A 13,588-nucleotide genomic window follows, 5' to 3' on the forward strand; every position below is an offset into this window, starting at 1 on the left:
TCTGGGACTTTATCGTGCCGACGGGCTTCCCCACGGACGAGTGAAGACCTAGTATATGAGAACTTTTCATGTTCACCCGTACGGGTGTCCTGACGAAGGGGTCAGCAGCCGGTGCAGAACCCGATCTTCCCGCCCGACTTCCTCTGGGGTGTTTCGACCTCGGCGTTCCAGATCGAAGGCGCCACCAGTGAAGGTGGGCGCGGACCGTCCATCTGGGACACGTTCACCGCGACCGAGGGCAAGATCGCCCGCGGTGAACAAGCAAACGTAGCCGCCGACCACTACCACCGCTACCCCGAGGACATCGCGCTGATGGCGGAACTCGGCGTCGGTGCCTACCGGATGTCCATCGCCTGGCCTCGGATCCAGCCCGACGGAAAGGGCGCACCCAACCCCGAAGGACTCGGCTTCTACGACAAGCTCATCGACGCCGTCTGTGAAGCGGGCATCGCTCCCGCCGTCACGCTCTACCACTGGGACACCCCCCAAGCCGTCGAAGACGAAGGCGGCTGGCTCTCCCGGGCGACCGCTGAGCGCTTCGCCGAGTACGCCCAGATCATCGGAGACCGCTTCGCCGATCGGGTGAAGCTGTGGATTCCGCTCAACGAGCCGATGGTCATGTCCATTTTCGGCTACGGCATCGGCGAGTACGCGCCCGGAAAGGTGCTCCTGCTCGACGCCATCCCCACCGCGCACCACCAGAACCTCGCGCACGGCCTGGCCGTCCAGGCCCTCCGCGCCGCCGGCGCCACGAACATCGGCACCGCCAACAACCACTCGCCCATCTGGCCCGCCGACGACACCCCGGAGGACAACGCGGCCGCGGAGTGGCTCGACGCGCTGCTCAACCGGCTCTACGCGGACCCCATGCTTCTCGGCAGTTACCCCGAGCAACTTCACGCGCACCTGCCGGCCGGGTTCGCCGACGACCTGCCGACGATCGCGCAGCCCCTCGACTTCTACGGCGTCAACTACTACGAGCCCCAGGGCGTCGCCAAGCCCGGCCCGGGCAACCCGCTGCCCTTCGAGCTGCGCGACGTCGAGGGCTACCCGATGACGACCAACGACTCGCCGATCGTCCCGCACGCCCTGCGGGAGCTGCTGCTCGACTTCCACCGCCGCTACCGGGACCAGCTCCCGCCGATCCAGATCACCGAGAACGGCTGCAGCTTCGCCGACGAAGTCGCCGAAGACGGCGGCGTCCACGACCCCGAACGCATCGACTTCCTGCACAGTCACCTCGTCGCGCTGCGCGAGGCGATGGACGCCGGTGTCGACGTCCGTGGCTACTTCTGCTGGTCCCTGATGGACAATTTCGAGTGGTCCAAGGGTTACGCGCCGCGCTTCGGCCTGGTGCACGTCGACTACGAGACCCTGCGGCGGACGCCGAAGGACTCGTTCCACTGGTACCGGAAGCTGGTGCGGAATGAGTGAGACGACCGAAGCGACGGGCCTGCCCGAGGCGCTCGCCGAGCCCGTCGTGCGGGTGCGGCCCGGCTGGATGAGCCTGCTGTTCTTCGCGAACATCGCGCTCTGGCTGGGCATCTACGCGCCGATCCAGGTGCTGCTGCCGCAGCAGGCCGAGCTGCTCGACCAGGCGAACAAGGAGTTCGTGCTCGGCCTGGTGATGGGCGTCGGCGCGGTCGTGGCGCTGATCGTCAACCCGGCGGTCGGGCTGCTGTCGGATCGGACGTGCTCGCGGTTCGGCCGCCGCCACCCGTGGACGGTGATCGGCGCGGCGGTCGCGGCCGTCGGGCTGCTGGTGCTGGCGTTCGCCCCGGACGTCGCGCTCCTGATCGTCGGCTGGTGCCTCGTCCAGGCCGGGCTCAACGGAATGCTCGCCACGCTGATGTCCGCGATCGCCGACCGCGTCCCGGTCGGGCAGCGGGCGCAGGTCGGCGGGCTCGTCGGCATCGCGCAGATGCTCGGCACGGTGCTGGGCGCGGTCGTGGTCGTCGTCATGCTCGGCATCGCCGGGATCCCGCTGGCCTACGCGGTCTGTGCCGGGATTGTCGTGATCGGCGCCGCGTTCTTCGTGCTCCGGACGCCGGACGCGCGGCTGCCGGCGGAGTTCCGCCCGTCGTCCAAGGCCGGCGAGGTCCTCCGCAACCTCTGGGTCTCGCCTCGGCGCCACCCGGACTTCGCGTGGGCGTGGTCGTGCCACTTCATGATCAACCTCGGCAACGCGTTCGGGACGCTCTACCTGTTGTTCTTCCTCAAGGACGCGGTGCACTACCCGGACCCGGACACCGGGCTGCTCATCATGATGGCGCTCTACGGCGTCGCGCTCGTCATCGGCGCGGTGCTCGCGGGGCACTTCTCCGACAAGTCCGGACGGCGTAAGCCGTACGTCCTGGTGGCCTCCGGCGTGATGGCATTGGCCGCTTTGCTGCTGGTGCTCTGGCAGAGCTGGCCGGTGGCGCTCGCCGCGTCGCCGCTGCTCGGCGTCGGTTTCGGGGCGTACATGGCGGTCGCGCTGGCGATGCTGACGCAGGTGCTCCCGACGGCGCAGGACCGCGCGAAGGACCTCGGCGTCATCAACATCGCGAATTCGCTGCCGCAGGTGGTGGCTCCGCTGCTGACGCCGCTGGTGCTGGCCTACCTCGGCGGCTATTCCGGGCTCTTCGCGGCCTCGGCGGTCGCGACGCTCCTGGCCTCGGTGCTGGTGCTGCGAGTGAAGGCAGTCCGCTAGAGCCAAAAGCGTGAAGGTCACCTTCGGACTCCGAAGGTGACCTTCACTGCTTTGCGGGTATGGAACCGCGGGCCGGTGCCGGTCGGGGGAGGGGAGTGCAACGGCACCGGCCCGCGGAATTCGAGGGCCGCTCAAGGGCGGGGCGACAGCTGGACCAGACCCATGATCGACGCTGTCTTCGATGATCAATCTAGCGGGCGATTACCGCCCGGGCTAGGGCTAACGCGTATTTTTTTCGATTAATCGCGGTGGGGACCGGGGTAGTGGCCGAGGACTGGTTCGCGCTGCTCGGGGGTGCGGGCGAAACAGTCCCCGGCCGACGGCGAGTCCGGCACGGGGTCCGATGGGGCGATCGGTCGGCCGCGCTCGCCGGTCTGGAGGCTCAGGCTGTGACCGCTCGGCGCGGGTTCACTAGCGCGTGGCGACCGGTGGTCTCGGCCGCGGTGGGGGCCGGGTGGACCGGAACCGGGCTCTTGCGGCGTCCCTGCAGCCGCCGATCGGCCGTGGCCTGCTGCTGCGGGGCCAGCCCGCCGGCTACCAAGTGTTCGTGCGCGACCTGCCAGACCGAGCACGGCGCCTTGCAGCGGTGCCACCGGGTCGAACAGGTCGGGCAGTCACCGCGCTCGTCGGGCTCGTGCATCTTCAGCATCGCGCGCCACGCCTCGGTCAACCGGGGCAGTTCGGAGCGCGCGACCGAGACGAGCGACTGGGCGTCGGCGCGGTTCGCCAGGTCGGTCAGCATGTCGAGGCGCTCCCAGACCGCATTGCGGAGGACCTGCCCGAGTACCTGATCCATGTCAGCTCACCGTTACCTTTCCGCCATCTTGGCGGCTTCGTTGAGCGCGGCGCGCAGCTGTCCGAGCTGGCCGGACGTCAACCGCGCGGTCTCACCGGGGGGCGAGACCAGTACCACCTGGTTGTCTTCGACGAACACCGTCACGGCGCGTTCCCGGCTGATCAGGTCGCTGCACTGCACCCGCCACACGAGCTGACCGCCCTCGTAGTGCCGGACGCTCGCCGTGCGGGGGTCGACCGCGGCGGCCGGGGTGACAGGGCGGACGGCGGAGACGGGAGAAACGGGAGAGACCGACGCCACCGCCGGCCGCAAGGCGCGGGTGGCCGTACCGGCATGTCCCCCTGCGAACGAGTCCACGAACTCCACGCCCTTCTCCACTCTGTCGAAAGTCTCCGAAGATGCCTTCTGCAACATCGCACCAGGACGACACTGCGCACCTGGACAACACTGCGGGTTTCGTAGCTCTCCGTGATCGCTACCGGTGTGCGGCCGGTGACGGAGATCTGACAACTACAGTGAGGTGAAACCGGGTGCGATAGAAGGTCGAATTGGCGTCATAGCGGTGACCGGACTCGGTTCCACGGTAAGCGGTCACCGGACTTCGCCCGGACCGATCAGGGCACCAGTTCGGCTGTTCACACGGTTTCCCAGGTTTGCCTACGCTGTTAACAGACGCCCGACCGGACAGTGGAGGGGGCGCGATGGACGCCAGTAGCGGTGGCAGTGCCGAAGCCCGGCAGAGCCACGCGGTTCCCGCTGACGCGTGGGAGCAGCCGGAGATGAGAGCGGCTCTCGCCACGCGGGAGATCAGCGCCGTCTACCGGCTCCTGCGCAAGCACGGTGTCTCGCAGCGCCAGATAGCCGCGATGACCGGCCAGTCCCAGTCCGAGGTGTCGGAGATTCTCAAGGGTCGCCAGGTCATGGCCTACGACGTCCTCACGAGGATCGCCGACGGCCTGGGCGTCCCCCGTGGATACATGGGCCTCGCCTACGACGAGGTCACGGCGATACGGGTCGTCGGCTCCGCCGACGGCCAGCAGGCTGAGGAGGACGAGTCCGTGAAGCGACGGAGGTTCCTCGCGCACGCCGCCCAGGTCACGATGGGTGCGGCGGTGTTCGGTCCGGAATCGGGCACGTGGGCGGCCGGACCGGCCAGGACGCCGGCGCCGGGGCGCATCGGCATGACCGACGTCCGCCAGGTCGAAGCCGCGACGCGCGCGCTGCGGGCGCTGGACTACCAGTACGGCGGCGGGTTCTGCCGCGACGCCGTCGTGGCCCAGCTGTCCTGGGGCCAGCAGATGCTCGAGTCGCACGGCACCGAACTGGTGAAGAACCGGCTGTACGTGGCGCTCGCCGACCTCCACTCGCTGGCCGGCTGGACCTCCTTCGACACCGGGCTGATGGACTCCGCCCGCGGCCACTTCGCGAACGCGCTGGACCTGGCCAAGCAGGGCGAAAACCACCCGCTGGTGGCCAACGTGCTCTACCGCATGGGCCGCGTCTACCTGCACCAGGACGCCCCGAACGACGCGCTGAAGCTGTTCCAGCTCGGCCAGATCGCCGCCCAGGAATCCGGTTCCGAGCTGGCGGTTTCGGTTCTGTGCGCGAACGAGGCGTGGGCCTACGCGATGATGGGCAACGAAGAGCAGGCGGTGAAGCTGCTCGGCCGGAGCAAGGACGAGTTCGAGCGCGCCAACCTGGCCGAAGCCGAGTCGTGGGTGAAGTTCTTCACCGAGACCGACGTCTACGCCATGGTCGGCACCGTCCACACCGTCCTCGCGCAGAAGAACGCCGAGCACACCAAGTACGCGATCCCCGCGCTGACCAGGGCCGTCGAGTCCTACGACGACGAAATGGCCCGCTCCAAGACGTTCATGCTGAGCGCGCTCGCCACCAACCACCTGCTCGACGGCGACCTCGACCACGGCGCCAAGGTCGGCGGCAAGGCCATCGACTGCGCCGAGGGCATCAAGTCCGAGCGGGTCAAGGACCGGATGCGGCCTCTGCAGGAAGAGGCCGAGCGCCGCCGCAACAACGCCGACGCCCGTGACCTCGCCGATCGCCTCCACTCTTTCTACGCCGCATAGTCCCGAAGGCGCCGGCGCGGTTTTGGACGGCCGGTTCACCTCCGGGAAACTGCGCGGCGTGCTGGCCGAGACCTGTGCGCTGCTGGGTGTCGACCCTGCGGGCGCGCGGCTGCTGAGGTTCACGAACAACGCGGTGTACGCGCTGGTCACGGCCCCTTTCGTGGTACGGATCGTCGGCTCGACGCGGCTGCGGCACCGCGTCAGCACCGTCGTGCGCGTCGCTCGGCACTTCGAACGCCACGGCGTCCCGGCGATCCGGCTGCTCGAAGGGATCGACCAGCCGCTGTCGGTCGGCGGGCACCTGGTGACCGTGTGGCACCGGGTGCCGAGCATCGGCCGGGCGGCGACGTCCGCCGACCTGGCCCGGCTCCTGCGGCAGGTGCACGCGCTGCCCGCGCCGGACGGCCTCGCCGAGTGGGCGCCGTTCGCCGCGGTACGGGCCAGGGTGTCCGACGCCGAGGAGATCAGCGACACCGATCGGGAGTTCCTGCTCGACCGCTGCGCCGAGCTCGAGGCGGCGCTGGCCGAGCTGGAGTTTCCGCTGCCCAGGGGCTTGGTGCACGGCGACGCGTACCCCGGCAACGTCATCCCCGGCCCGGACGGACCGGTGCTCTGCGACTTCGACTCGTCGTGCGTCGGCCCGCCGGAATGGGACCTGACGCCGCTGGCCGTCGGCCGCGAGCGGTTCGGTGACCCGCCGGTGCACTACCGGACGTTCGCCGCGGAGTACGGCTTCGACGTGACGTCCTGGCCCGGGTTTTCCGTGCTCAGAAGTATCCGCGAACTCAAGCTGACGACCAGCGTGCTGCCGATCCTGCGCAGCCGCCCGCAGGTGCGGCCTGAGCTCTTCCGCCGGTTGGACGATCTTCGGAACGCCCGTATCGACGCCAGATGGACGCGTTACCGTTAGGCCGAGACTGTCACTTCGTGTGATCAGTACCACAATCTGCACGTGCATTCGCCGACCGCAAATGACCGTTCGTCGCTTCTGAAGTGCGGCCTGCTCTGGGTAGAAAGTTCAGCCCGGCAGGTCGCCTCCAATGGGGCAGCAGTCAGGCCAATGCGCAACTTGCAGCTACTCGCCGTGATCCGGGCTCAGGAGGCGACGACCGGCGCCCGCGTGAGCGCGACGGCGAAGCCGAACGCCAAGCCCATCACGGTCAGCTCGAGGGTCGCCCATGAGGCGAGCGCCGTCCGGTTGTGGCGGACGATCTGCGGCATCAGCCGCCAGCGGACGTGGGCGCCGAGGAGCGCGATGACGCCGGTGCACAAGGCCTTGAGGATGAGCAACCGGCCATACGGCGTCGTGAAGATCGCCGCCCAGAAGCCGATCGTCGGGTTGAGGGAGACCTCGACCAGGCCGTTGAACAGCCCGGTCGCCGCGGAGAAGGCCAGGCAGAGCGTCGCGAGCTTCGAGAACCGGGGCAGCGCGTGCGCCAGCAGTGTCCGGTTCGCCACGAGGAGCACGGTCATCGCGCCGAGGCCGCCGGTCCAGGCGACGGCGCTCATCACGTGCAGCTCCATCGAGATCATCGTGTAGTCGTGGTAGTTCCAGTTCGACGCGTGCCCGGTGACCGGCAGCGGCAGCAGCGCGAACAGGCCGAGGCCGACGCGGACCTCGGCGGGCACCTTCTCGCCGAACCGCAGCGCGAGCGCGCCGATCCCGGCGTGGACGAGCGCGAGCACGGCGACGATGACGAGCGCCTTCCCGGCGCCGACGTCGGCGATGTACCGGCCGATGTCGGACGGCGAGAGCGTCGACGAGCCGGGCTTGTACTCCGCGGTCTGCAGGATCAGCGCGACGACGGCGGCCGTGGCCCAGACGAGCGCGGCCGCGACGCCGGCCGGGCGGGCCAGCCGCATGATCGGCTCGGTGAGCTTCGGCCGGTCGTAGCCGATGAGCACCGACAGCAGTGCCAGGCCGATGGTCGTGACCGCGGCGAGGTCGAGCAGGACCCGAACGACCGGGATGCCGGCCGAGACCACCGCACCGGGCTGCACCACGCCGGGGACCGGGGCGGTGGCGGTGAGCGCGACGCCGATGAGGGCGCCGAGCAGTCCCGCCGTCACGGCACACAGCAGCGTCGAGTAGCGGGGTTTGACGGTGGTCTCGGCTTGGGTCATCTGAGTTACTGCTTCTTCTCCACGGTATTTTCTCGACTGGGCTGCCCGCCCGCTCGCAGGGCCACGGTCAGCCCGATCGCCAGCAGCACGACGGCGCCGGCGATCCACACCCAGATCGGCACGCCGGTCGACGACGCCTGCGACGACGCCTGCGACGAGCCGCCCGGCGACCGGGCCGCGTCGACGGTCGCCGGTGTGCCGGTGCCCGCCGTCGTCAGGGTGAAGGTGAGCTCACCGGTCACCGGGTGGCCGTCCGCGGACAGCACCCGGTAGCCGACGGTGTACTTCCCGGCCGGTCCGAGCGGCCGCAGGGGCGCGCTGATGACGTTGTTCACCACGGTGATCGGCCCTTCGGCCCACTGGCCGCCGCCGGGTCCGGTCACCGCGATCTGGTTGACGTCGGCGCCCTGCACGTACTGGTCGAACGTCAGGCCGATCTTCGGTGGCCCGGCGGCGACGGAAGCGCCGTTCGCCGGGTCCGAGGAGATCAGCACGTTGTGCGCCAGCGCCGGGGTGGCCGTGCCGAGCACGGCCACCACCGTCAGTGCGAGCGCGACGAGCGCCTTACCAATCCGGCCGAAAGCAGGCGGACACGGTCCGCAGCCGATCCGCGCCAGGCGAGGGTTTCCGCCGTGACTGCCGGTCGGATTGGTAACGATAGGCACACCGCGCATCTAGCTGTTGCCTCCCGACTTGGCCGTGGCCTTGCGGGCCCGGATGGTCGCGCCGGCCCCGACGCCGAGGCCGATCGCGCCGACGAGCAGGCCGGCCCCGCCGAGCCAGCGGGCCGTGGTGTCGGACGTCGCCGCGGCGGCTTCAGTGTGCTCCCCGGTCGTCGCGGCCATTGCGGCGTGGTCGCCATCGCCGTCGCCCTCGACCTTCGCGGCCAGCTTGACGGTCGGTGCCGGGTGCTCCGGCTCCTGGCCGCTCGCCGGCGTCGGCTGGTTCCAGTCGACGACCTTGCCGTCGCTGTAGGTCTGGTGCGCCGGGAACTCGACCTCGTCCACGTTGGTCGGCAGCGGGCCGAAGCTCACCGAGAACTCCTGGTAGTCGGTGGCCTTCAGCTCGTTGCCCGGCTGCGCGGTCCAGGTCACCGCCGTGACGGCCTCGGTGATCTTCGTGCCGTTGTCCTTGGTGATCGGGGCAGGCAGCTTGGACTTGGTCACCTCGGCGGTCCAGCCGGGCAGTGGCTTGGTCCGCACGCTGCCGATGCCGTAGTCGGCCTTGAAGTCGACGGCCACCTTGGTGGTCATGGTGTTCGGCTCCTCGCTCGGGACGCGGAACACGATCGCCGCGTAGCCGCCCTTCGTGGGCTGCGGGCCGTAGACGTTGGCCGTGACGTGCGCGGACGCGACGCCCGCGCCGAGGAGACCGGCGACACCGATGGTGGCGGCAAGAACGCCGGCGCGCTTGAAGACGTGCTGGGACATGGGTTCACTCCTGATGAACTCAAGAAAGGGCAGCGGACTCGGGGGTCCGCTGTTTGGGGGAGAAGCTGGGTTTCAGGAGTGGACGGGCGGGCCGCGCCGCCCGCGGATCCGGCGCAGGTCGACGCCGACGAGGTGGTCCGGGCCGTGCACACGGGCCGGGACGAGGGTGGCTGCCGCGGACGGCACCGGCAGCGGGGTCAGCAGCCGCGGCAGGATCGCGCGCAGCACGGCCAGCACTGTGAGGAGCATCGTGTCCGCGCGGGAGAGCAGGAGCGCGGTCAGCACCGTCGCGCTCGCGTGCGCGGCGATCATGCCGAGCCCGGTGGTGCCGGGCGCCGCGTCCATGTCGTGCGCGTGGTGGCCGGCGAGCGTGGTGAGCAGCAGGTGCATCACCAGCTGGGCGGCTCCCAGCAGGGTGATCGTGGCGAGCGGCCCGCGGGCCTTGCGGGCGAGCGCGGTCGCGGTCCAGCCGAAGAGGCCGGTGAGCAGCACGGTCATCGCCGGATCCGGCAGCCCGCCGTCGGCGAGCCGGTGCGCGGTGACGGAGAGCGCCCCGGCGCTCACGGCGAGCAATGCGCCGCGGGTAGCACCCAGCACGGCGGGTCGCCGGCCGGGAGTGCTCATGACGAGCAGCCTAAGCGACGCGCCCGCGCGTGTTCGCGGGATCCCGTCGAGTGAGCACACACCAAGTTCACGGCTTTCTTACCGAACCGGTTCAGCGCTTTTGTTGCCGATCACCACGGGATACGGAACGGTGGTCGGAATCACGAGGCCGAAGTGGGGGTTTGGCTCGGGCGCGCGGTGGGTACTGAGCCGTCGGTCAGGAGCTAGCCCGTTCGGGTGAGCCTCGACTGGACGCGGGCGGGAGTGCGGACACGGATGAATCTCTTCGAGTACATCTCGGACCGGGCGAGCAAGTTGTGGCTAGAGGCTTATTTGCACACCAGCATGGTGGTGCAGTGCACCATCCTCGCGGCGGTCCTCGGCGTGCTGATCGGGGTCGCGGTGTACCGCAGCCCGATCGGTTCGGCGGTGGCCACGGCGCTGGCCAGCACGATCCTGACGGTTCCGTCGTTCGCCCTCCTGGGGCTGCTGATCCCGATCTCCGGGCTCGGTCCGACGACGGCCGTGGTCGCGCTGGTGCTGTACGGCCTGCTGCCGATCGTCCGGAACACCATCGTCGGGCTCGACGGCGTCGACCCGGCGATCACCGATGCCGCGCGCGGCATCGGGATGAGCCGCTTCGGCGTGCTCACTCGCGTCGAGCTGCGGCTGGCCTGGCCGGCGATCCTCACCGGCATGCGCGTGGCCACCCAGATGCTGATGGGCATCGCGGTGATCGCCGCCTACGCGAAGGGACCCGGCTTCGGCGCCGAGGTCTTCTCCGGGCTCACGAACGCGGGGAGCACGAACTCCCTCAACCAAGCCGTCACCGGCACGGTCGGGGTCGTCATCCTCGCCCTGCTCCTCGACGGCGTCTACGTCCTGATCAAGCGCTTCACCATCTCTAGGGGTGTCCGTGGCTGAGAACGAGGAAGTCTCCGGCGTCGAGATCGAGCTGGAGCACGTGACCAAGCGGTACCCCGGCACCCGTGAAGCGGCGGTCGACGACTTCTCCATGGTCGTGCCCGCCGGCAAGATCGTGGTCTTCGTCGGCCCGTCGGGCTGTGGCAAGACGACGACGATGCGGATGATCAACCGGCTGATCGAGCCGACGTCCGGCCGGATCACCATCGGTGGCGAGGACGCGCTGAAGCTCGAGGTCGACACCCTGCGCCGGCGCATCGGCTACGCCATCCAGCAGGCCGGGCTGTTCCCGCACTTCACCGTCGCGCAGAACATCGCGGTGGTGCCGGGGCTGCTCGGCTGGGACAAGAAGAAGGTCAACGACCGGGTCGAGGAGATGATGGACCTGGTCGGGCTCGACCCGGCCGACTTCCGCGACCGCTTCCCGCGCCAGCTCTCCGGCGGGCAGCAGCAGCGCGTCGGGGTGGCGCGGGCGCTCGCCGCGGACCCGCCGGTGCTGCTGATGGACGAGCCGTTCGGTGCGGTCGACCCGATCACCCGCGGCAACCTCCAGGACGAGCTGCTGCGGCTGCAGAGCGAGCTGAAGAAGACGATCGTCTTCGTCACGCACGACTTCGACGAGGCCGTGAAGCTCGGCGACAAGATCGCGGTGCTCGGCAACCAGTCGTCGATCCTGCAGTACGACACGCCCGAAGCGATCCTGGCGAACCCGGCCGACGACACGGTCGCGGGGTTCGTGGGTGCGGGCGCGTCGCTGAAGCAGCTGACGTTGCTGCGCGTCCGGGACGTCGAACTCCAGCAGGACGCGCTCACCGTGACCGTCGACGAGACGCCGGCTTCGGTCCGCGAGAAGCTCGACAAGTCGAGCAGGCACTTCGCGCTCGTGCTGGACGCGCGCCGCCGTCCGACGCGGTGGGTGCACGCGCGCGAGCTCACTTCGGCGACTTCGCTGGCCAACCTGGGCAGGCCGTTGCGCGACGTCGTCAGCCTGCAGTCGACGCTGCAGGACGCGCTCGAGGCGATGCTCGCAGAGGGCGGCTCGGTGCCGGTCACCGGCGCACGCGGCGAGTACGCGGGCACCATCCAGCTGGACACCGTGATCGCGACCATCCAGCAGCTGCGGGACGAGCACACGAACGGCGAAGAGGTGTCCGCATGACGACGGTCGCCGTCGACACCGGCTTCAGCACCGAGTCCGGCTCGAAACGCGCGGAACGCGTCCGGCTGTTCGCCCAGCCCGTCGTCGTGCTGGTGATCGTCGCGGTGACGCTGGTTTCGGTGTTCTCCAGCGGGCTGAACGCGACGGAGAAGGAAACGCTCAACGCGCCCACCCTGTTCACGGCGCTGTGGGACCACCTGCTGATGACGCTCGTGGTGACGGCGATCGTCGTGCTGGTCGCGGTGCCGCTCGGGGTGATCGTGACGCGGCCGTGGGCGCGCTTCCTGGCCCCGATCTTCCTGGCCATCGCGAACATCGGCCAGGCCGCGCCCGCGCTGGGCGTGCTGGTGCTGTGGTTCATCGTCACCGGCGCGACCGGCGGGATCTGGGTGGCGGCGCTGCCGCTGGCGTTCTACTCGCTGCTGCCGGTGCTGCGGAACACGATGGTCGGCATCCAGCAGGTCGATCCGGCCCTGATCGACGCGGGCCGCGGCATCGGGATGTCGGCGACCGCGGTGCTGTGGCGGGTCGAGCTGCCGCTGGCCGTCCCGCTGATCCTGGCCGGCCTGCGCACGTCGCTGGTGCTGGCGGTCGGCACGGCGACGTTCGGCATGTTCGTCAACGCCGGCGGGTTCGGGCTGCTCATCGACACCGGCTACAAGCTGAACCTGACGCCGGTGCTGGTCACCGGCTCGGTGCTGGCGGTCGCGCTGGCGCTGCTGGTGGACTGGGTGGGCGCGGTCGCCGAACAGTTCTTCGGACCGAAGGGGCTGCGATGAAACTCCGGCGACTGTTCGTCGTGGCGCTGCTGGGCGTGACACTTTCGTCCTGCGGGCTGACCGTCAACCAGGCGGTGCCGTACGACATCCGGCCGGGCTCGATCCAGCCGATCCCGTCCCTGCAGGGGCTGAAGGTCACGGTGGGGTCGAAGGACTTCACCGAGAACATCATCCTGGCGTACATGGCCGAGATGGGCCTGACGGCGGCCGGCGCGGACGTCGTCGACCTGTCCGACATCAAGGGGTCGAACTCGTCGCGCCAGGCGCTGCTGTCCGGCCAGACGGACGTCACGTGGGAGTACACGGGCACGGGCTGGATCAACTACCAGGGCAACGAGCTCCCGGTGCCGGGCGGCGAGAAGGCCCAGTACGAGGCGACGGCCAAGGCGGACGAGGAGAAGTTCGGCGTCACCTGGCTGAACTATTCGCCGCTGAACGACCAGTACGCGTTCGCCGTCACGGAGGCGTACGGCGCGCAGAACAACCTGAAGACGACGTCCGATCTGGCGGCGTTCATCAAGCAGAAGCCGGACCAGGCGGTGTTCTGCCTGGAGACGGAGTTCACCAGCCGCCAGGACGGCTTCCCGGCCGCGGTCAAGGCGTACGGCTTCCAGAAACCGACGGTGAAGAACTTCGGCATCGGCACGATCTATTCGGCGGTGGCGAGCGGAACCTGCCCGGTGGGCGAGGTGTTCACGACCGACGGCCGCATTTCGGGGCTCAACCTGCGGGTGCTGGAGGACGACAAGAAAGCGTTCCCCCAGTACAACGCGGTGGCGACGCTGCGCACGGAGTGGCTGAAGCAGCACCCGGAGGTCCGCGGCCCGCTGGAGAAGATCAGCGCGGCGATCGACAACGAGCAGATGGTGCAGCTCTGCAAACAGGTCGACGTCGACGGCCAGGACGCGGGCAAGGTGGCCCACGACTGGATGGTCAAGAAGGGCTTCGTCCAGTAGCCCAGACCCGCCGCTTTCACGTGAAAGCTACGCCCCGG

At 69.4% G+C, this 13,588-nt stretch carries 14 protein-coding genes; 8 read left to right on the plus strand and 6 right to left on the minus strand.

Going from position 1 to position 13,588, the window contains the following annotated elements; genetic code table 11:
• The first annotated feature begins 111 nt into the window (after positions 1–111).
• Both A3CE_RS0124010 and A3CE_RS0124015 read left to right on the plus strand, forming a co-directional pair.
• Positions 112–1,434, plus strand: coding sequence for a GH1 family beta-glucosidase (locus A3CE_RS0124010; RefSeq protein WP_020642661.1), 1,323 nt, complete (start codon positions 112–114; stop codon positions 1,432–1,434).
• On the plus strand, positions 1,427–2,692 hold the full coding sequence (locus A3CE_RS0124015; RefSeq protein WP_020642662.1) for an MFS transporter: 1,266 nt from the start codon (positions 1,427–1,429) through the stop codon (positions 2,690–2,692). The genes A3CE_RS0124010 and A3CE_RS0124015 overlap by 8 nt, the downstream gene beginning before the upstream one ends.
• A gap of 382 nt (positions 2,693–3,074) precedes the next feature.
• Here A3CE_RS0124015 and A3CE_RS0124020 read toward each other — a convergent pair whose 3' ends face one another.
• Both A3CE_RS0124020 and A3CE_RS0124025 read right to left on the minus strand, forming a co-directional pair.
• Positions 3,075–3,488 carry a hypothetical protein gene (locus A3CE_RS0124020; protein WP_020642663.1) on the minus strand — a complete coding sequence of 138 codons (414 nt, stop codon included), beginning with the start codon at positions 3,486–3,488 and terminating at the stop codon, positions 3,075–3,077.
• Positions 3,489–3,500: 12 nt separating this feature from the next.
• Positions 3,501–3,854, minus strand: coding sequence for a hypothetical protein (locus A3CE_RS0124025; protein ID WP_026468802.1), 354 nt, complete (start codon positions 3,852–3,854; stop codon positions 3,501–3,503).
• A gap of 335 nt (positions 3,855–4,189) precedes the next feature.
• Here A3CE_RS0124025 and A3CE_RS0124030 point away from each other — a divergent pair, with 335 nt between their 5' ends.
• A complete protein-coding gene (locus tag A3CE_RS0124030; RefSeq protein WP_020642665.1) occupies positions 4,190–5,575 on the plus strand; it encodes a helix-turn-helix transcriptional regulator in 1,386 nt (461 codons plus the stop codon).
• A 22-nt stretch (positions 5,576–5,597) separates the two neighbouring features.
• On the plus strand, positions 5,598–6,485 hold the full coding sequence (locus tag A3CE_RS0124035) for a phosphotransferase (RefSeq protein ID WP_020642666.1): 888 nt from the start codon (positions 5,598–5,600) through the stop codon (positions 6,483–6,485).
• 185 nt (positions 6,486–6,670) lie between these two features.
• Here A3CE_RS0124035 and A3CE_RS0124040 read toward each other — a convergent pair whose 3' ends face one another.
• From A3CE_RS0124040 to A3CE_RS0124055, 4 genes are all read right to left on the minus strand, one after another.
• Positions 6,671–7,699 carry a copper resistance D family protein gene (locus A3CE_RS0124040; RefSeq protein WP_020642667.1) on the minus strand — a complete coding sequence of 343 codons (1,029 nt, stop codon included), beginning with the start codon at positions 7,697–7,699 and terminating at the stop codon, positions 6,671–6,673.
• 5 nt (positions 7,700–7,704) lie between these two features.
• A complete protein-coding gene (locus A3CE_RS0124045) occupies positions 7,705–8,271 on the minus strand; it encodes a copper resistance CopC family protein (protein ID WP_026468803.1) in 567 nt (188 codons plus the stop codon).
• 102 nt (positions 8,272–8,373) lie between these two features.
• Entirely contained in the window at positions 8,374–9,129 is a 756-nt protein-coding gene (locus tag A3CE_RS0124050; RefSeq protein WP_020642669.1) for a YcnI family copper-binding membrane protein, read from the minus strand.
• Between the two features lie 72 nt (positions 9,130–9,201).
• Positions 9,202–9,702, minus strand: a complete 501-nt coding sequence (locus A3CE_RS0124055; RefSeq protein ID WP_020642670.1) for a hypothetical protein — start codon at positions 9,700–9,702, stop codon at positions 9,202–9,204.
• Between the two features lie 306 nt (positions 9,703–10,008).
• On the opposite strand from A3CE_RS0124055, the gene A3CE_RS0124060 reads away from it, so the two are divergent.
• Genes A3CE_RS0124060 through A3CE_RS0124075 form a run of 4 tightly spaced genes read left to right on the plus strand, consistent with a single transcriptional unit; the run spans position 10,009 to position 13,550 of the window.
• Positions 10,009–10,656 carry an ABC transporter permease gene (locus tag A3CE_RS0124060; protein WP_020642671.1) on the plus strand — a complete coding sequence of 216 codons (648 nt, stop codon included), beginning with the start codon at positions 10,009–10,011 and terminating at the stop codon, positions 10,654–10,656.
• A complete protein-coding gene (locus A3CE_RS0124065; protein ID WP_026468804.1) occupies positions 10,649–11,815 on the plus strand; it encodes an ABC transporter ATP-binding protein in 1,167 nt (388 codons plus the stop codon). The genes A3CE_RS0124060 and A3CE_RS0124065 overlap by 8 nt, the downstream gene beginning before the upstream one ends.
• Entirely contained in the window at positions 11,812–12,594 is a 783-nt protein-coding gene (locus A3CE_RS0124070) for an ABC transporter permease (RefSeq protein WP_020642673.1), read from the plus strand. Before A3CE_RS0124065 ends, A3CE_RS0124070 begins: the two co-directional genes overlap by 4 nt.
• A complete protein-coding gene (locus A3CE_RS0124075) occupies positions 12,591–13,550 on the plus strand; it encodes a glycine betaine ABC transporter substrate-binding protein (protein ID WP_020642674.1) in 960 nt (319 codons plus the stop codon). The genes A3CE_RS0124070 and A3CE_RS0124075 overlap by 4 nt, the downstream gene beginning before the upstream one ends.
• Positions 13,551–13,588: the final 38 nt, after the last annotated feature.

Source organism: Amycolatopsis balhimycina FH 1894 (assembly GCF_000384295.1).
Taxonomy (GTDB): Bacteria; Actinomycetota; Actinomycetes; order Mycobacteriales; family Pseudonocardiaceae; genus Amycolatopsis; species Amycolatopsis balhimycina.